At 70.0% G+C, this 18,085-nt stretch carries 22 protein-coding genes; 4 read left to right on the top strand and 18 right to left on the bottom strand.

What is annotated here, in order from left to right; translation table 11 throughout:
* The first annotated feature begins 55 nt into the window (after positions 1-55).
* Both ACWEV3_RS09490 and ACWEV3_RS09485 read left to right on the top strand, forming a co-directional pair.
* The gene (locus ACWEV3_RS09490; protein WP_093269525.1) at positions 56-280 is read left to right on the top strand and encodes a BldC family transcriptional regulator; all 225 of its coding nucleotides are present in this window, start codon (positions 56-58) and stop codon (positions 278-280) included.
* Between the two features lie 220 nt (positions 281-500).
* Positions 501-689: a hypothetical protein gene (locus tag ACWEV3_RS09485; protein WP_452613412.1), complete on the top strand. Its 189-nt coding sequence runs from the start codon at positions 501-503 to the stop codon at positions 687-689.
* Positions 690-732: 43 nt separating this feature from the next.
* Here the strand turns inward: ACWEV3_RS09485 and ACWEV3_RS09480 are convergent, their stop codons facing one another.
* The 16 genes from ACWEV3_RS09480 to hemB form a co-directional block, all read right to left on the bottom strand.
* Entirely contained in the window at positions 733-2,424 is a 1,692-nt protein-coding gene (locus tag ACWEV3_RS09480) for an AAA family ATPase (RefSeq protein WP_452613411.1), read from the bottom strand.
* A gap of 236 nt (positions 2,425-2,660) precedes the next feature.
* Complete coding sequence (gene ccsB, locus ACWEV3_RS09475; RefSeq protein WP_452613410.1) at positions 2,661-3,659, bottom strand: c-type cytochrome biogenesis protein CcsB; 999 nt, start codon at positions 3,657-3,659, stop codon at positions 2,661-2,663.
* Positions 3,659-5,281, bottom strand: a complete 1,623-nt coding sequence (gene resB / locus ACWEV3_RS09470) for a cytochrome c biogenesis protein ResB (RefSeq protein WP_452613409.1) — start codon at positions 5,279-5,281, stop codon at positions 3,659-3,661. Before resB ends, ccsB begins: the two co-directional genes overlap by 1 nt.
* Positions 5,281-6,063 (bottom strand): cytochrome c biogenesis CcdA family protein, encoded by a 783-nt coding sequence (locus ACWEV3_RS09465; RefSeq protein ID WP_452613408.1) that lies wholly within the window; start codon positions 6,061-6,063, stop codon positions 5,281-5,283. Before ACWEV3_RS09465 ends, resB begins: the two co-directional genes overlap by 1 nt.
* 257 nt (positions 6,064-6,320) lie before the next feature.
* Positions 6,321-6,917: a TlpA family protein disulfide reductase gene (locus ACWEV3_RS09460; RefSeq protein ID WP_358576137.1), complete on the bottom strand. Its 597-nt coding sequence runs from the start codon at positions 6,915-6,917 to the stop codon at positions 6,321-6,323.
* Positions 6,914-7,549 carry a histidine phosphatase family protein gene (locus ACWEV3_RS09455; RefSeq protein WP_452613407.1) on the bottom strand — a complete coding sequence of 212 codons (636 nt, stop codon included), beginning with the start codon at positions 7,547-7,549 and terminating at the stop codon, positions 6,914-6,916. The genes ACWEV3_RS09460 and ACWEV3_RS09455 overlap by 4 nt, the downstream gene beginning before the upstream one ends.
* The gene (hemL, locus tag ACWEV3_RS09450; RefSeq protein WP_397531286.1) at positions 7,546-8,895 is read right to left on the bottom strand and encodes a glutamate-1-semialdehyde 2,1-aminomutase; all 1,350 of its coding nucleotides are present in this window, start codon (positions 8,893-8,895) and stop codon (positions 7,546-7,548) included. The genes ACWEV3_RS09455 and hemL overlap by 4 nt, the downstream gene beginning before the upstream one ends.
* 34 nt (positions 8,896-8,929) lie before the next feature.
* Positions 8,930-9,292, bottom strand: a complete 363-nt coding sequence (locus tag ACWEV3_RS09445) for a hypothetical protein (protein WP_452613406.1) — start codon at positions 9,290-9,292, stop codon at positions 8,930-8,932.
* Between the two features lie 64 nt (positions 9,293-9,356).
* Positions 9,357-9,791: a hypothetical protein gene (locus tag ACWEV3_RS09440; RefSeq protein WP_452613405.1), complete on the bottom strand. Its 435-nt coding sequence runs from the start codon at positions 9,789-9,791 to the stop codon at positions 9,357-9,359.
* Complete coding sequence (locus ACWEV3_RS09435) at positions 9,784-10,203, bottom strand: hypothetical protein (protein ID WP_452613404.1); 420 nt, start codon at positions 10,201-10,203, stop codon at positions 9,784-9,786. The genes ACWEV3_RS09440 and ACWEV3_RS09435 overlap by 8 nt, the downstream gene beginning before the upstream one ends.
* Positions 10,203-10,874, bottom strand: coding sequence for a hypothetical protein (locus tag ACWEV3_RS09430; protein ID WP_358576128.1), 672 nt, complete (start codon positions 10,872-10,874; stop codon positions 10,203-10,205). The genes ACWEV3_RS09435 and ACWEV3_RS09430 overlap by 1 nt, the downstream gene beginning before the upstream one ends.
* A gap of 52 nt (positions 10,875-10,926) precedes the next feature.
* Entirely contained in the window at positions 10,927-11,121 is a 195-nt protein-coding gene (locus ACWEV3_RS09425; RefSeq protein ID WP_452613403.1) for a hypothetical protein, read from the bottom strand.
* 93 nt (positions 11,122-11,214) lie between these two features.
* A complete protein-coding gene (locus ACWEV3_RS09420) occupies positions 11,215-11,775 on the bottom strand; it encodes a hypothetical protein (RefSeq protein ID WP_452613402.1) in 561 nt (186 codons plus the stop codon).
* 47 nt (positions 11,776-11,822) lie between these two features.
* Positions 11,823-12,338, bottom strand: coding sequence for a hypothetical protein (locus tag ACWEV3_RS09415; RefSeq protein WP_452613401.1), 516 nt, complete (start codon positions 12,336-12,338; stop codon positions 11,823-11,825).
* 40 nt (positions 12,339-12,378) lie between these two features.
* Entirely contained in the window at positions 12,379-12,969 is a 591-nt protein-coding gene (locus ACWEV3_RS09410) for a hypothetical protein (protein ID WP_452613400.1), read from the bottom strand.
* Complete coding sequence (gene hemB / locus ACWEV3_RS09405) at positions 12,966-13,949, bottom strand: porphobilinogen synthase (protein ID WP_452613399.1); 984 nt, start codon at positions 13,947-13,949, stop codon at positions 12,966-12,968. Before hemB ends, ACWEV3_RS09410 begins: the two co-directional genes overlap by 4 nt.
* A gap of 276 nt (positions 13,950-14,225) precedes the next feature.
* Between hemB and ACWEV3_RS09400 the strand changes: the two genes are divergently transcribed.
* Positions 14,226-15,890 (top strand): hypothetical protein, encoded by a 1,665-nt coding sequence (locus ACWEV3_RS09400; protein ID WP_452613398.1) that lies wholly within the window; start codon positions 14,226-14,228, stop codon positions 15,888-15,890.
* Between the two features lie 31 nt (positions 15,891-15,921).
* On the opposite strand, the gene ACWEV3_RS09395 is transcribed toward ACWEV3_RS09400, so the two are convergent.
* Complete coding sequence (locus tag ACWEV3_RS09395; RefSeq protein ID WP_452613397.1) at positions 15,922-16,260, bottom strand: hypothetical protein; 339 nt, start codon at positions 16,258-16,260, stop codon at positions 15,922-15,924.
* Between the two features lie 428 nt (positions 16,261-16,688).
* On the opposite strand from ACWEV3_RS09395, the gene ACWEV3_RS09390 reads away from it, so the two are divergent.
* A complete protein-coding gene (locus ACWEV3_RS09390) occupies positions 16,689-17,393 on the top strand; it encodes a S1 family peptidase (RefSeq protein ID WP_452613439.1) in 705 nt (234 codons plus the stop codon).
* A gap of 440 nt (positions 17,394-17,833) precedes the next feature.
* On the opposite strand, the gene ACWEV3_RS09385 is transcribed toward ACWEV3_RS09390, so the two are convergent.
* Positions 17,834-18,007: a hypothetical protein gene (locus ACWEV3_RS09385; protein WP_452613396.1), complete on the bottom strand. Its 174-nt coding sequence runs from the start codon at positions 18,005-18,007 to the stop codon at positions 17,834-17,836.
* Positions 18,008-18,085: the final 78 nt, after the last annotated feature.

Below are 18,085 nucleotides of genomic sequence, written 5' to 3'. Positions count from 1 at the left end.
CCAGGATGCGACCGGAATGCCCGAAAACCCACTACTCGCAACGTGGAGGTCACCTGTGACCGCGACGACCCAGCAGCCTCGCCAGAACGGTCAGGAGCAGCTCCTCACCCCCGGTGAGGTCGCTGCGCTCTTCCGGGTCGATCCCAAGACCGTGACCCGGTGGGCGACCGCCGGCCGGATCGGTTCCATCCGCACCCCCGGCGGCCACCGCCGCTTCCGGGAGTCCGAGGTCCGCACCCTGCTGGCCGAGCTGACCAACGACGTCAACCGGTCGGTCTGAGCGGCGATCGGTGCGCCGAGCCGACGCCTCGGCCGTCGGCCAGCGCCCCGCCACCGAGGACCTGAAGATCGCCGGCGGTCCCAGCGACCGCCGATCCAGGTGGCGCCTCGCCCCTCAGCGAGGCGCCACCTGGATCCGTCTGCGATGACACCACCTGCGACGACGACAACCACGCCCGGGATTGGCTAATCTCGAAGCGGAACAGTTGGAGGTGGCCACGATGATCTACGTTCTGGCAGCGATCGGTGCGCTCACCATCGCCGTGCTGATGTGGAAGGCCTTCGGCCCCCAGGCGACCGGGGAGGCCCGACGCCCCCGGCAGGCGCCGATCGCACCGGACGACGATCCCGATTTCCTGCGCCGGATCAGCGAGCAGCAGCGCAAGCAGCGCCGCGGCGAAGACGACTGAGCACGGCGTCGGGGCGGGCGGCGGCGCCCACCCCGACCGGCCGTCAGCCCCGATTGCGGCCAGAAGCCTGCGGGAAGTCGTCGGCCACGATCGCCGCCAGCTCCAGCAGCGCCATCCGGGTGGGCATCTCGAGCTGGTCCAGCTCCACCTCCGCACCCTCTTCCAGGTGCGGATCGAACGGGATCTTCGAAACCGCGCGGCAGCGCGACCCGAAATGCGCGGCCAGCTTGTCCACGTCGACCTTGCCGGACCCCGGGCGAACCGAGTTGATCACGGCGACGGACCGGGCCACCAGATCGCCGTACCCGTGCGCGTCCAGCCAGTCCAATGTGGCCGAGGCGCTGCGCGCCCCGTCGATCGAACTGGACGACACGATGACCAGCGAGTCGGCCATGTCCAGCACGCCCTTCATCGCGGAGTGCATCAGGCCGGTGCCGCAGTCGGTCAGCACCACGTTGTAGAAGTGCTCCAGCAGCGTGACGGTGCGCCGGTAGTCGTCCTCGCTGAACGCCTCGGAAACGGCTGGATCCTGTTCGCTGGCGAGGATTTCCAGCCTGCTCGGCCCCTGCGAGGTGTACGAGCGGACGTCGCTGTACTTGCGGATCCGGTGCGCATCCCGGAGCAGGTGCCGCACGGTCGCGGTGGTCTCCAGCGGGATCTTCTGGCTCAGCGTGCCGCGGTCCGGGTTCGCGTCGACGGCGATCACCCGGTCACCGCGCAGCGAGGAGAAGGTGGAGCCGAGCGTGGCGGTGGTGGTGGTCTTGCCCACGCCGCCCTTGAGGCTCAGCATCGCGATCTTGTAGCAGCCCTGCAGCGGCTGGTTGATCCGGGCGATCAGCTCGCGCCGCCGCCGGTCGGCCGGGCCCTCGCCGAAGTTCACGGTCTTGCCGCTGGCCAGGTAGACGGCCTTGCGCCAACCCGACTGGGGTGACCGTTTGGTCGGCCGGAGCAGCTGAGCGGACGAGAGGTCCTGGCCGAACGGCTGATCCCCGCCGCCCGCGGGCTGGGCAGCCTGGGGGTATGACGAATACGACTGCTGCGGGCCAGGTTGCGGCCCGCCCTGCTGGTTCTGCTGCGGGTACGGCCCGGACGGTCCACCGGACACCGGCTGGTACGGACCGGACGGTCCTCCGGAAACTGGCGGATATGGCCCGGATGCTCCACCGGAAACTGGCGGATATGGCCCGGATGCTCCACCGGAAACTGGCGGATATGGCCCGGATGCTCCACCCGAAACTGGCGGATACGGCCCGGACGCTCCACCCGAAACCGGCGGGAAGGGTCCGGAAGGTCCGCCGGAAACCGGGTAGGGACCCGACTGCCCTCCTGGCACCTGGTGCGGGCCCGAGACGTTCGGCTGGTGGTGCGGGCCGGAAACCGTCGGGTCGCCGTACTGCGGGCCCGCCGGGAACTGCGGGCCGGACTGGCTCGGGTCGGCGTACTGCGGCTGCGCTGCGGCGCCGCCCGGCGCACCGCCCGGGTAGTACGGCTGCGGGGCATCGCCGGCCGAGTACTGGCGGGGTTGCTCGGCCTGCGACGGATCGACGTACGACGGCGTGGGGTGTTCGGCGGGATTCGGTTGTCCCGGCGAGGTCTCCGGGTCGGCGTACTGCCCCTCCGTCGCCGCTCCGTTCCCGCTGCCCGTGGATTGCGGCTCGGCGATCGCACCGTCGGCCTGCGTCGCGGCGGTGCCCGTCTCGCGCCGCGCTTCGGGCTCTTCGTACTGTCCGGTCACCGTTGCCGTCCCTCCAACAATCGAGTCGCGCCCTGCCGGACCGAATCGAGATCTCCCCGTCTCCGCAAGGCACGGTAGTCCCAGATATACCCACAAGTCACCGGGGGTGGCCGGTCGGCTCCGCAAACGATCACCGCCCGCCGAACCTGGCTTGTGCAGGTGGCGGGCGGTGTTCCGGGAATTGCGGTCGCAGCGGCCGGTTTTCATGGTCGCCCCGGTCGGGGCGGATCACCGGCTCACAGTCCAGCGTACGAGTGAAGCCCCGCGACGACGATGTTGATGAAGAACAGGTTGAAGATCATGACGGCCAGACCCAGGATGTTGATCCACGCCGACCGGACGCCCCGCCAACCGGCCGTGGCACGGGCGTGCAGGTACGCGGCATAGACGACCCACGCGATGAACGAGCAGGTCTCCTTCGGGTCCCAGCCCCAGAACCGGCCCCAGGCGGCCTCGGCCCAGATCGCGCCCGCGACGATCGCGAACGTCCAGACCGGGAAGATGATCACCGTGGCGCGGTAGGCCATCCGGTCCAGCGCCTGGCTGGTCGGCAGCCGGGGGCCGAACTTGGCCAGCTTCAGCGGGTTGTTCTCGTACCGGGACCGCAGCAGGTAGAGGACGCTGGCCACACCGGCGAAGAGCAGCACGCCGCTGGAGACGATCGCCGCCGCGACGTGGATCACGATCCAGTACGACTGCAGCGCCGGCTGCAACGGCGCGGCCTGGGCGTAGAGCACGGTGCCGGACAGGAACAGCAGCAGGATGACCGGCAGCATCAGGAAACCGCCGAGCCCGCGCAGCTGCGTCGGGGTGGCTTCGCGCCGCTCCGCGCGCATCTGCCGGAACAGCACGATGACCCAGGCGAGCACTGCCGCCAGGCAGATCGCCGAGCCGAACTCGTACATGTTGCCCCACGGCACCCGGCCGGTGGCGAAACCGCGAAGCAGGAGGGAGGCCGCGTGGACCAACGCGCCGAGCACGGTCATGGCGACGGCCATGCCGCCGAGCCGCTCGCTCAGCGGGCGCTTCGCCGGGGTCTCCACGTGCCCGATCGTCGGCGTCGCGGTGGTCCCGCCACCGGCGTTGACCAGGGCCGGCTCCTTCTTGCGGGCGCCCGCCCCGGTCCTGCCGTAGGCGAACTCCGCGAAGTACAGCAGCATCGCGGCGATGTAGACGACCACGGATGTGGCGTACGCCATGTCGCTGTAGGTCGACAACGTCTGATTGACCGGCATCAGCTCTTCCTTTCGCGCGCGGGCCCAGCGACCGCGCGTGACTCCGGCGAGTGGTCGACGCCCGTGCCGAGGAGCTCGGCGGCCAGCCTGGTGAACTCCTCGCCATAACCGGCCTGGTCGGTGCGGGCGAGTCCGCCGACTTCGACAACGGTACGCGCGGAACCGGGTTCATCCGGTTCCGGGTTCGGCACGACGCGGACCCACACGCGGCGGCGCTTGATGGTCAGCGAGGTGCCGATGCCGAAGATGATCGCGATGGCGAAGCCGAGCACCCACGGCTGGAACGGGTCGTGCGAGACCTGCAGGTTGGCCCAGCGCTTGACCGCGTCGAAGCGGACCTTGGTGCCGTCGTCGAGGGTGATCTCCTCGCCGAGGCGCAGGTTCTCGCGGGCGACCCGCTCGAGCCTGCCCTGATCCACCATGGACTGGTCGACGCCGAAGATCGACTGGCCGCGGCCGGAGTCGAGGCCGAGGTCGCCGCGCAGCACGTCCACGGCGACGGTCGGGTCCAGCAGCTCCGGGAAGCCGGAACTCAGCACCTTGCCGTCGAAGGTGGCGGTGGGCGCGAACAAGCCGGTGATCGCGAGCTGCTTCTGGCGTCGCTGCACGTCGTCCTGCACGCCCGGCGGATCGAACTTGGTGGCGCCCTGCGAGAGCATCGTCTGCACGGAAACCGGCTGCCACTGGATGATCCCGGTGCGCTGCTGGCCGTCGGGGAACGTCACCGTGAACTGCGGCGCGTACCCGTTGCCGGTCAGGTAGACGCGGTCGCCCGCGATGCGCAGCGGGTGGTTGACCTGCAGCAGGTACGGCTGCCAGGTGTTGGTGTCGAGGTCTTCATCGACCTGGTACTGCATGTCCACGCGGAAGCTCTCGACCTGCCCGGACGGGAGGTACTGCACGTCGAAGTCGTTGACGCGCACGCAGAACGGGTTGAGCTGGGTGCCGTCGACGGTGAGCCCGGCGCGGAAGGAGTCGTAGTTGTAGGTGCCGGCGTTGCAGAACTCGGAGCCGTTGGCCACCACGATGACCTGGCCTTCGTAGCCGTACAGCTTGCCGCCCGCGACGCTGATGAGCATGCCCACCAGGGCGAAGTGGAAGACGAGGTTGCCGATCTCGCGCAGGAAGCCGCGCTCGGCGCTGATGGACCGCCCGCCGTCTGCCTCCTCGCGCTCGACCATGCGCCAGCGGCGCAGCCGCTGGCGGGCTGAGGTCATGACCTCGTCGACCGAGGCGTCGAGGGTGGCCTTCTCGTAGTGCGGCATCCGGGCGAGGTTGCGCGGCGTCCGGACCGGCTTGCTGCGCCACTGCTTGTAGTACTCCCAGCAACGCGGCAGCAGGCAGCCGATGAGCGAGATGAACAGCAGCACGTAGATGGAGGCGAACCAGACGGAGCTGAACACCTCGAACGCGCCGAGCTTGTCCAGGATCGGCGCCAGCGTCGGGTAATCGCCGAAGTAGCGGTCCACTTCGGACTGGTTGAGCGAACGCTGCGGGATCAGCGCGCCGGGCAACGAGGCGAGCGCGAGCAGGAACAGCAGCACGAGCGCGGTGCGCATCGACGTCAGCCCGCGCCACGTGTTGCGCAGGAACGCCAGGGTGCTCTTGAGGAATCCGGGCATCAGATCAGCGTTTCGAAACCGGCGATCGGCTCACGCAGCACTGCGATCAGCTCTCCCCACAAACCGGTGACGAGCAGGAGGCCCACCACGATCAGCAACACACCGCCCGCGATCTGGATGGCCCGGGCCTGGCGGCGCAACCACCCGGTGCTCCGGATAGCCCACCGGGCACCCAGCGCGAGCAGCACGAACGGCGTCCCCAGGCCCAAGCAGTACGCGGCGACCAACAGGATCCCGCGGACCGCGGTGCCGGTGGTCGCGTCGGTGGCGATGGCGATGGAGGTCACGCCCGCCAGCGTCGGCCCGAGGCAGGGGGTCCAGCCCAGGCCGAACACGGCGCCCAGCAGCGGCGCGCCCCAGATCCCGGCCCTGGGCACCCGGTGGATGCGCAGGTCGCGCTGGAGCGCGGGCACCAACCCGACGAACACGAGGCCCATCGCGATCGTGACCACGCCGCCGATCCGCTGCAGCAGCAACTCGTTCGCCAGCAGCGCGTCGGACAGCCCGAGCAGCAACAACGTCCCGGACGCGAACACCACGGTGAACCCGGCCACGAAGAGCAGGGCCGCTCCGGCGACCCGCCAACGCCCGCGGCGGCTCTGTTCGGCTTCCGCGACGTTCACCGGCGGGGCGTCGGCGCCGACGACACCGGCCAGGTAGGCCAGGTATCCGGGCACCAGCGGCACCACGCAGGGCGAGGCGAAGCTGATCGCCCCGGCGAGCGCTGCGATCGCCGCCGCGAACAGCAGCGGTCCGGTCGCGGCGAGCTCGGTGGGGTTCACACCTCGAGGGTAGGAAAGTCAAGAGGGCGATCTACCACCGGGCTCGGTGAACCGGCCCACATCTTTCCTGGTGAACGCATTGCGCAGGCACAACACGGGCTCACCAGGGCCTAAAGTCCCGCGTTTTCAGGACCATCACCGGCCCCTTCCGAACCGCCGTGAGGCGAGCATCACCACCAGGTGCTTCAGGCGCTCGGCCTGCCGTTTTCGCGCGAAAACGGCGGGCACACCGCCGGCATCCCTGAGCGGAACGCGGCTCAGCGCGGTTCGGCGGCGACCTTCTGCACCTCGGGGAGCAGTTCGCTCTCCAGCATCTCGGTCAGGAAGACCGCCGCGACCCGGTGCTGCCGGTCGAGCACGATCGTGGCCGGCACGGTGCTGCGCGGGAACTGCCGCAGCGCCAGCAGCGTGCGGCCCGCCGGATCGAAGATCGACGGGTACGTCAGGCCCCGGTCGCGGTGGAAGTCCGCGGCGGCCGACTGGCTGTCCCGCACGTTGATGCCGAGCACCTGGACGCCCTGTGCGGCGGTCTTGTCCTGCACCGCCTGCAGGTCGTCGGCCTCCGACCGGCACGGCCCGCACCACGAGCCCCAGATGTTCAGGACCACGACCTGGTCCTTGAAGTCGTCCAGCCCGATCTGCTTGCCCGGTTCCAGGAGGCTGTCACCGGACATCCCGCTGACCCGGCCGCGCTGCTCCGGCGGGTAGAAGATGCGGGTCTGCCCACCGGGCGAGACGAAGGTGAACTCACCGCCGCCGCCCTGCGACACCGCGTCGTCGCCCTGCGTCGCACAGCCTGCGACCAGCGCTAACGCCGCCGCGACCAGCCCGAACCGCACCAACAGTCGTTTCATGCCCCTGTCACCTTCGGATCGGTCTCACCGGCCGGTTCGACGTAGGCGATCCGCACCAGTTCCTCGCCGCGGAACACCAGGCTGGTCAGCGACGCCAGCGAGCACTGCCGTCGCCGCGGGTCGTGCCACATCGGCTTGCCCTCGAGGAACCGGCGCAGCGTCCAGATCGGCAGCTGGTGCGAAACGCACACCGCCTCGTGGCCGGCCGCCGCCGCCCGGGCCCGGTGTGCTGCGCCCAGCATGCGGTGCGCGATCTCGAGGTAGGGCTCGCCCCACGACGGCCGCAGCGGGTTCCAGAGCTTCGGCCAGTGCTTCGGCGACCGCAACGCACCGTCGCCGACCGAGACCTTCAGGCCTTCGAAGCGGTTGTCGGCTTCGATGAGCCGGGCGTCAGTCGCCACGTCGAGCTGGAACGTCGTGCCGATCGGCATGGCCGTCTGCTGCGCGCGCTGCAGCGGCGAAGCGACGACGTGGGCGACATCGCGCCCGGCCAGGAACTCCGCGACGACCTTCGCCTGCTGCTCTCCGCGGTCCGACAGCCGGTACCCCGGCAGCCGCCCGTAGAGGACGCCATCGGGGTTGTGCACCTCGCCGTGGCGCAGGAAGTGCACCACCGTCTTCTCGCCGGTCATGCTTCCGCCCCCGGGGCGGTGGCCGCGGCTGCGGCGCGGGCTGCGTGCGGCAGCGCTTCGGCGATCGCTTCGAATGCCGCTTCGTCCATCGCCGCGTTGACGAACCAGGATTCGAACGCGCTCGGCGGCGCGTAGACGCCGCGCCTGAGCAGTTCGTGGAAGAACGGCGGGAACCGCCAGACCTGCTGGGCCTGCGCCTGCTCGTAGTTGTGCACCGGCGTCTCGCTGAAGAAGACGCTGACCATGTTCGCCGCGAAGGCGACCTGGTGCGGCACGCCCTCGGCGGTCAGCGCAGCGCCGAACAGGTCGCCGAGCCGCTTACTGTTGCGGTCCAGCGCCGCGTAGACCTCGGCGTCGGCGGCGCGCAGGTTGGCCAGCCCGGCAGCGACGGCGACGGGGTTCCCGGACAGCGTGCCCGCCTGGTAGACCGGCCCGGACGGGGCGAGGCGGGCCATGATCTCGGCGCGACCGCCGAAGGCGGCCGCGGGCAGCCCCCCGGACATCACCTTGCCGAACGTGTAGAGATCGCCGGCGACACCGTCGACGCCGAACCAGCCGGCCGCGGAGACCCGGAAACCGGTCATGACCTCGTCCATGATCAGCAGCGCCCCGGCGGCGCTGGTGATCTCCCGCAGCCCGGCGTTGAAACCGGGCAGCGGCGCGACCGCGCCCATGTTGCCCGCCGCGGCCTCGGTGATCACGCAAGCGATCTCGTCGCCCTGCTCGGCGAAGACCTGCCGCACGGCGTCGAGGTCGTTGTAGGGCAGCACGATGGTGTCCGCCGCCTGCGCACCGGTGACGCCCGGCGAGGTCGGCAGCCCCAGCGTGGCGACCCCGGAGCCGGCGCTGGCCAGCAGCGCGTCGACGTGGCCGTGGTAGCAGCCGGCGAACTTGACGATCTTCTGGCGGCCGGTGAACCCGCGGGCCAGCCGCACGGCGCTCATCGTCGCCTCGGTGCCCGAGTTGACCAGCCGGACCTGCTCGACCGGCTCGACGCGGTCGATGATCTCCTGCGCGAGGTCGATCTCACCGGCGCCCGGGGTGCCGAAGGAAAGGCCGTGCGAAGCGGCTTCCTGCACGGCACGGACCACGTCGGGATGCGCGTGGCCGTTGATCATCGGGCCCCAGGAGGACACCAGGTCCACGTACCGGTTGCCGTCGGCGTCCCACAGGTAGGCGCCTTCGCCGCGGACCATGAAGCGGGGTGTGCCGCCGACCGAGTGGAACGCCCGGACCGGCGAGTTGACGCCGCCCGGGGTCACCGCGAGGGCACGCTCGAACAGCTGCCGCGACCGCGGAGCCGGATCGTCGTTCGAGTTCGATGCGGGGTTCGCAGAAGCTGTCACGTCACCAGTCTGACAGGCGCGGCGAAGTGACCGGTCACACCCCGTTCGACTCCCGGCGGCGGGCCCGCAACGCCAGCACCAGCTGGCGGATCGCGTCGAGCAGCAGCAGCCCAGCCAGGGTCGCGGCGCCGACCGCGGCGGCCAGCCAGCTCCCGATCGACCTGGTGACGACGTCGACGGCACCCTCCGGCCCCGGCAGGTAGATCGTCACCGTCCCCTGCCGCCACGACCACCAGGCTGCGAGCGCCAGCCCCACCGCCACGACCAGCTCGATCCCGGCCACGGCGGCCCGCCAGGGCTGGTTCAGCCCGGCCGAGCCGGTCGGCGCATCGGCGTGCTCGACGTCGTCGTCGCTGAGTCGCGGCCCGGAGGCGGGCCACGGTTCGGGAGTCGTCACGCGAGGAAGCGTCTCATGACCGACCGTGCACGCCGCAAACCAGCGGCCAACCGGCGACGCGTGGTCACTTCTCCACGAGCCGGGCGAGCGCCGACGACAGCGCTTCGGGGTTCTTCGCCCAGGCCAGGACCACCTCGTCGGGTTCGAGCCGGAGCGGGACCTCGCCGGTTCCCTTCGGGACCGTCCAGCTCCCGCCGAGCACCCGCGCCCCCACCGGCGCACCCACGTCGGTGACCGCCGCGATGCGGCCGACCTCGAGTTCTTCCCGTCCCAGCACCAGCTGCGCGGGCGTCAGCCGCACCGAGACGAGCCGGCGGCGGCCGTACACCCAGATCGCGGCGGCCACCGCGAGCCCGCCGCCGACCAGCCCCCAGAGCGGCGCGTTCACCGGGCCCGGCGTCAACGCTTCGACACCGAGTCCGAGCAGCGCGAACGCCGGTCCCCACAGCACCGGCCACCAGCTGCTGCCGCGCTCCGAGTACAGCACCGGTTCAGTCATGCTCACCCGTCAGCCAGTCCGTGCTCGGGCGCCGCCACATGAGCACCGCGGCGGCCGCGCCGAGGATCAGCACGATCACGTTCACGCTGAACACCGCCCCGGTGCCCAACAGCATCAGCAGGTGCACGACCGCGAACCCGGACAGCACGCCGCGAGCCCACGCGCGCCGCCGGAACATCAACGCCCCCAGCACCAGGTAGGCCGCCACGAGCACCGCCGCGATTCCGGTGTTCACCAGGAGCAGCTGCTGCGCGCGGTCGGCCGCGTCCGCAGGCGTGGCCTGGTCCTGCGTGATCAACCGCCCCGCCAGGTCGCCGCGCCCGACCCACATCAGCGCCGACTGCAACGCCAGGACGAGCGCCACCACCCACCACAGGACGATGGCGAGGCGCAGTGGTCGCGGCGAATCCATCAGAACCGGCTCGCCGCCTTGAAGTACCAGTTCGACGGCTTCAGGTAGACCAGCGCGGTGAACACGAGCATCCCCACCAGGCCCAGCCCGGTCTGGCTGTAGGACAACGCGAAGAACGAGCCGGGCAGCTGCCGCTCGTCCAGATCGCCGGTCATCGTCATGCTGCCGCCCTGGATCAGGCTGATGACGCCGACCAGCATCCAGATGCCGGCGAGGACCGTGAGCGTGATCCGCGCCCAGTTCTTCCCGGCCCGCATCTTGAAGCCGAATAGGATCCACAGCCCGGTCAGGATCAGGTAGATGATCGTGAGGACCACGAAGAAGAACAGCAGGAAGCCGTTGGCGATGGACGCGAGCTGCCGGTCGATGTCCGAGTCACCGGTGGTCCCGGCGATGGAGTCGTTCACGAAGCCCTGCAGCATCAGGTAGCTCAGCACGGAGAGGACTGTGGCGACCAGCGGCACGACGACCGCGATCCAGAACGCGATCTCGACGGTGATCGGCCGCTGGAACGCCGCCAGCTCCTGCGCCGGCACCGGCGGCGCCGCGAACGGATTCGACTGCGGGTACTGCGAAAACCCGCCCTGCGGGTATTGCTGCGGAAAACCGCCGGAGGGAGTCCCGCCGTGCGGGTACCCACCTTGTTGCCAAGGATTTTGCGGTGGAGTCACGCGGCAAACAGTATGAACAGGGCAGACCCGCTGTCCACTTGGTTGGTCAAACTCACCTGCACGTCACCAGCTTGATGTAGTCGTTCGACGGCTTCAGGAACACCAGGAGCGTGAACAGCACCGGCGTGACGAACGCCAGGAACATCTGGAACATGCCGATGATCGCGACGGCCGAGTAGGGGTCGTAGAGCAGCCAGAGCGCGGCGAGCACGACCAGTTCTGCGGCGACGTTACCCGCAGACCGCATTACAGGTGATCAGCCGGGCGGGCCGACTTCGGGGACATCCGGGCACCGGACGGCCACGCCCAAGACCAGGGCCGTCCGCGCCGCCCGCCGGACTCACCTGCCCTGCACGGCCTTGAAGTAGTCGTTCGACGGCTTCAGGAAGACCAGCACGAGGAACAGCACCGTCGTCACGATCACGAGGAACATCTGGACCATGCCGATGATCACGGTCGGCTGGCTGATGGCCTCCCCGAAGTCGCCGCCGACCACCAGGAAGAACGAGGCGATCGAGTACACGTCGTAGAGCAGCCAGAGCACAGCCAGGACCACCAGCGCGATCCGCGCCCACCCGCGCCCGCGGCGCATCACCAGCGAGAAGACGATCCAGAGGATGGCGCACACCACCGCGGCGACGGTGAAGAAGGCGTTGACCGCCAGGACCGACCAGGTGCTCTCCAGGTAGTCGCTGAGCATGACGAGCAGGACCACGAAGCTGATCACGCTCAGCAGCGCGGACAGCGGCGGCACCACCAGGCCGAGGATGCTCGCGAAGTTCACGGTGCCGGGCAGGCGCGGCTTCCCACCAGGCACCTGCTGCGGATAGCCCGGTACCTGCGGATAGCCCGCGTGCTGCGGGTTCGGGTTCTGCTGCCAGGGGTTCTGCGGCGACGTCACCCGAAAACACTAATACAGCGGACCATCCCGACGTATCGGAAACGTGCTCAGCGGTGCCGGCCGCGCTGGAAGTACTGGTTCGACGGCGCTAGGTACGCGAAGACGATGGTCGCCGCCACGGCCAGCAGCTGCAGCAGGGACAGCAGCGAGGCCACGATGCCGCCGCCGGCCACCGACGGGATCGTCAGCAGGATCCACACCGCGCCGATCACCGTGATGACGATCCGGGCCCAGTTCCGCCCGCGGCGCATGAAGAACAAGAACATGATCCACAACGCTGCGATGGCCACCACGATCACGACCACCATCACCAGCACCGCGTTGTAGATGCTGCGCGCCTGGTCCATCGTGATCGGCTGGCCCTGCGCGGTGGTCTCCTCCAGCACCGCCTGCAGTTCGGCGTCGGACACCAGCAGGAACGACGCCGCCAGGATCGCGAAGCCCACCACCACGCTGGCGATCCCCGACCAGAAGGCGTAGTCGATCGTGGTCGGCCGCCACGGCCCGGACAGCTCGTGGCCGGGCTCCTGCGGGTCGCGCTCTGGTTCCTGCGGCGGTGTCACCTGCTCCAGGTTAGGAATCGCGGAGCCCGCCGTCCAGGCATTATGACCAACCGTTACCCGTCCGCCCCGTTGCGTTACCGGGCCGGCGGCTGCGCACCGCGTAGAAGAACCGGTTCACCTCCGGGCGGTACATGAACACGATCGCGGCGATCTGGACGACCATCACGACCAGCGAGAACACGACATCCGCGCCGGTGATCCCGACGCCGGTGAGCTCGCGGATCAGCGCCCCGTCGACCAGCGAGACGACGAGCACCGTGATCAGCGCGTTGAAGATGCCGAAGCCGCCGAAGACGGTGAGCACGACGCGCGCCCAGTTGCGGCCTTCCAGCATCCGCCGGGACAGCATCAGGTACACCAGCAGGATCAGCGCCTTGAGCAGGAACGTGAACATGATCCCGCTGGTGGCCGCGGCCTCTAGGTCCTGCGTGGTCATGGTCGGCTGGAGGTGGCGCAGTTCGGCGATCAGCTTGGGCCGGTCGAGGCCCTGGACGAACACCTGCACGACGCCGAGCAGCACCGATCCGATCCACAGCCACTTCGCCGTCTGCAGCGCCTGCGGCGCCGACGGCGGCTCCGGCTCGGGTACCGGTCGGCCGAACGCGTCCACCTGCTGCCCCAGGTCCGTCATGCCCGCGCGTCCCGCAACCAGCGCGCGGCTTCGACCGCCCAGTAGGTCAGGACGATGTCGGCGCCGGCCCGCCGGATCGAGGTCAGGGTTTCCAGCACGGTGCGCTGCCGGTCCAGCCAGCCGTTGGCGACCGCGGCCTCGATCATCGAGTACTCGCCGGACACCTGGTAGGCGGCCACCGGCACGTCGGCCACGCCGGCGATGTCGCGCAGCACGTCCAGGTAGGACATCGCGGGCTTGACCATCACCATGTCGGCGCCCTCGGCGAGGTCCAGGTCGGCCTCGCGCAGCGCCTCGCGGCCGTTGGCCGGGTCCTGCTGGTAGGTCTTGCGGTCGCCCTTGAGCTGCGAGTCCACCGCTTCGCGGAACGGGCCGAAGAAGGCGGAGGCGTACTTCGCCGAGTAGGCCAGGATCGAGGTGTCGCCGAAGCCGGTCGCGTCGAGCGAGTCGCGGATCACGCCGACCTGGCCGTCCATCATCCCGCTCGGGCCCACCACGTGCGCCCCGGACTGGGCCTGGACCACGGCCATCTCGCCGTAGATCTGCAGCGTGCGGTCGTTGTCGACGTTGCCGTCCTCGTCCAGGACGCCGCAGTGCCCGTGGTCGGTGAACTCGTCCAGGCACAGGTCGGCCATCAGCACGGTGTCGTCGCCGAGTTCGGAGTGCAGGTCGCGCAGCGCGACGTTGAGGATGCCGTCCGGGTCGACCGCGCCGGAGCCCTCGGCGTCGTGCGTGGTCGGCACGCCGAAGAGCATCAGCCCGCCGACACCGGCGTTGACGGCGTCGACCGCGGCCTTGCGCAGCGAGTCACGGCTGTGCTGCACGACGCCGGGCATCGACGCGATCGGCATCGGTTCGGTCGCGCCCTCGCGAACGAACATCGGAAGCACCAGGTGGCGGGGCTCCACGGAGGTCTCGGAAACCAGTCGGCGCAGCGCGGGGTTGCGACGCAGTCGGCGCGGACGGTGCGAGGGGTACATGACAGCGGCTCCCCAAACAGGCTCGACGGGGTGACACCACGAGCGTAGCGATCCGACAGAACGGACGTCCCGAGGCCTCGGCCTTGCCCCGCGAACCTCGTGAGCGTTCAAGCCGGTAAGAACCGGAACCAACGCTCACGAGGTCGAACCGCCCAGCCTTGAGCGCGTCGAGGAAACCGCGCGCCGACCGGCAATTCCGCGTCAAAGCCCGGTTGCTCGCGCCTGGTGATTGCTAGCTTCCACACATCTGTTCGACCAGCTGCACAGGAGCAGGACTTGACCGCTCGGCCGTCTCGCCTGGTCGCGATACTCGCGGCTCCCGGCGACATCTCCTTCCACGACGCGACAGATCTGCGGTTGCTCGCCGCGATGACCGAGGAGGATCGCGCCCAACTGCGGACGGTCGCCCGGTCCGGCAGGGGCTGGGACCGGACGTTCGCCGCCGTGGCTCTCGCTCGCCTTCGGGACGAGGCCGCCGGCGATCTGCTCGCCGGCCTGGTGGCCGACCCCGATTGCTGGGATGACACCGCGGTCGCCCTCCGGATCGGCGCGGACGAGTCCGGGGCGGCGGCGCTCACCGAGCACGAAGATCTGCTCACCCCGTGGCTGCTGGAAATGCTGGGCTCCGACGACGAGGCGCTGCACCGAAGCGCCGCTGCGACGCTCGGGATCCTCCGCATCGCAGCAGCCGGGCCGCGGCTGCTTCGGCTGGCGGAGTCGGCGATCGACGAACTGCCGGGCAGCGAGGAACGCACTTCGACCGCTTGGGTCCTCCTGAACGCCGCCGCCGAAACCTGGCCCAGCCGCGAGGTGGCCGACCAGGTGCGCCGGTGGCTGGACCTGCCGATCGACCACGCGCAGTGGCCTGCGGATGCGCTGACGACGATAGCCGCGAGAGCCGAGCCGGGAGCTTACGAATGGGCTCTGGAACGGTGCGCGGACCGGCTCATGAACGGGCACACCCGGTACACAGTGGACGCTTTGGTCGGCCGTGGCCGGGAAAGCCTGCCGCTGCTGGAGAAAGCAGTGCTGGAATCGCCGCACCAGGAAGCGGCGGCCATGGCCCTGCAGGCCATCGCGGTGCTGGACCCCGCTCTCGCCGAACGCCACGCTCGGGAGCAGTGGCAGCGGTTCCCGGAAGACGCGATCGAGGTGCTCAGCGAGCGCTACCGCGGAACGGCCGATCCCGAAATCGCCGAGCTGGTGGTGCGGATCGCCGGGAAGACGGCGCGGCGATCCCCGTGGGAGTTCTGCGATGCGCTGGTCCGGATCGGCGGGCCCATCGCGATGGCGGCCGCCACCCGGGCCGTCGAGAAGCTCGCCGAACGCGACCAGTACGACGAGGATCTGCCCCGCCTCCGGAGCCTGGTCACGAACGCCGCGTCGGCCCGCGACCTCGCGGCAGAGCTGACCGGTCTCGGCCTGGTGCCGGAGTGGGCGGCGGAGGCCGCGGACGAGCTGGCCCCCGGTCCGGTGTCCCCGTACGACCTGCTGCTGGCGGTGTTCGAGCGGGCGGGCCGTTCGGTCGAATTCGAGGTGGATTCCGGGTTCTACCCGCCGGGCTACGCCGACCTCCTGGCCGAGTTCGTCGACGCCTCCGGCGGCGCCGTCGAGGTCTCGGACGCCGAGCTGGTCGTGCTCGATGCCGACGGCGACACCGCCGAGATCGACGCCATCGAGGAAGAGGAGATCGAGGGGTTCCGCTTCTCCTTCACCCACCGCGGTTCGTCGCACTCCTGGGAGACCGAGGACAACGGCGACTACCTCGACATCGAGGTGACCGCGGGGATGGCCCACGCCCTGCGCCCGGCCGACCCGAGCGACCCGCGCCGGTTCGTCGAGGTCGGGAACGAATCGACCACGTACCTCTTCGCCGACCCCGAGAAGCTGGCCGAGTTCTGCAAGCGCAACGGCATCGACGAGGCCGTCAGGGGCGAGTGATTTCCCGCAGGCCGTCCGCGAGTTAGCCGGGTCAGCAGGTGAACTCACGTACGCCCCGCAGTTCGCGGGTGTCGTCGACCACGCTCCGCTCGTAGCGACCGATCGAGAAGTGCGGCCGGAGACCGCACGGCTCGTCGGCTAGGCCCAGATGATCTCGGGTGCCTTCCACAGCGACGGCGACTGGCTGCGCACCTTGCCCCGCGTCCACGCCGGTGTCGACGACGGCGACGGTCACGCCCGCGCCGTTCGCATGCTGCCACGCCTGGTCCGGGCGGAGCCTGGCCTGCGCCCACGGGATATCATCGGTGTCCGATGTGGACGGTGTGTGGAAGTCCTGATTCGCCGCCAGGGTCTGGGTGATCGGCGGCAAACGCTCCCGCAGCCATGCGCTGCCTTGAGCATTCGGCAGGTCCCGGGAACCGGCCCCTGCGGGGAAACCCCGCACCAACCGGGGCGGGTAACGACGCGCTCACGAGTTCGTGAGGGAACTCCCGGAAATTCGCCAATCGGCTAGCCGTCCCGGCCGCAGTTGATGTTGAGTCCGCAATGGGATCAATGTGAACAAGAGCCCGCGCGGATCGGAAGCGGCGAGGCCGCTTCCGCGCACCCCCGCGATCGGCACCGCCGCGGGTTCGCGGCGCCCACCCCTCCGGGGTCGAGGCGGCTGCTGAGATCCCGCTACCCAAGTCGATCTGCGCGCTCTCCAGGATTCGGAGGATTGCCGTGTTACGAGTACTGCGGCCCAAGGTGATCGCCGGGGTCGTCGCCGCTGCCGCCGCCGTCGGGGTGGGGGTGGCGATGTCCCTGCCCGCTGGTGCGGTGGCCAACGCACGGGACGCCGCGGACGGCACCTTCCCGTTCGCCGTGAAGTTCCTGATGACCGACATCCCCAAGCCCGACGGCAGCAAGTACGACAGCGCCTGCTCGGGCGCGCTGATCGATCCGCAGTGGGTGATCACCGCCGGGCACTGCTTCCACGACGTCGACCGCAAGCCGGTCAGCGGCCCCACCCCGTACCCGACGACCGCGATCGTGGGGCGCACCGACGACGCCGCCGAGGACGAGGGCCACGAGGTGGAGGTGGTGGAGGTCCGGCAGTCGCCGGTGAACGACGTCGCGGTCGTCCGGCTCGCCGAGCCGATCGACGACGTGCGGCCCCTGGGCCTGCGCTCGACGCCGCCCCGTCCCGGGGAAACCCTGGTGCTGGCCGGCTGGGGCCAGGAGTCCGCCGAGGCGACCGAGCCCGCCACCCACCTGCAGCTCGGCAAGGTCCGGGTGCACGACGTGCAGGACGCCATCACGACCGTCACCGGCAGCTGGCCGAGCTCCGACACCAGCGCCTGCCCCACCGACTCCGGGGCGCCCTACTTCGAGAACCGCGGCGCCGGCGCGGATGCGCTGGTGTCGGTCGAGAGCGGCGGGCCGGACTGCCCGCACGCCCAGCCGGAGACCACGTCCAGAGTGGACGTCATCGCCGACTGGATCCAGGAGCAGATCGACTAGCGCCGCGCCCAGCGGGCCCCGCCAGCGTGAGCGCAGGGGCGACGATTTCGCGGGGGTGTGCGTTCACCCGGGTGCTGGTCGATTTCCCGGGGCAAACATGCCGTGGTGATCACTGGGCAGTGATGGTCGTCGTCACCCCGGGATGGGTCGATTTCCCCACCGCGCGGTGCTGCTGTCGGTCTCGGACCTGGGCCCGACGGTTGGGCGTGTTCACCGCGTCCGCCGGCGGCGCCTACTCGACGCGGCTGCTACTCGGGGCCAGCCGCCGGGCCCGCTCGCAACCCCCACCGATCCGCAATTTCAATGGAAATCAGAGGTCTGATTTCCATTGAAATTGCGGAAGTTGTCCACAGGTGTCGGTGTGTCGTGGGGCGACGCGCCGGCGGTCCGCAACTTCCATTGAAATTGCGGAGGTCGTCCACCGGCGACCGGCCCCGAGCTCAGCCGCGCAGGGCGCGCACGACCTCGTCCAGCACGACTGACTTGGACGCGACCTTCGCGTCCGCGCTTTTCTCGACCAGGTAGGGGCGACGCCCTGCTGGCCCCACGACGGAGGCGACGCCGACCGGCTTGAGCCCGAGGGCGAGCGCGCTTTCCAGGGTGGGCTCGCTCAACGTCACCTCGCCGGGTGATCTCGGCCCCGAACCGCTGCCCCGGACGGCTGCCGGTCGGCGTTTCCGCTGGCGACGAGT

The organism is Saccharopolyspora sp. NPDC003752 (assembly GCF_053605825.1).
This window is presented reverse-complemented; position numbering and strand designations above follow the sequence as displayed.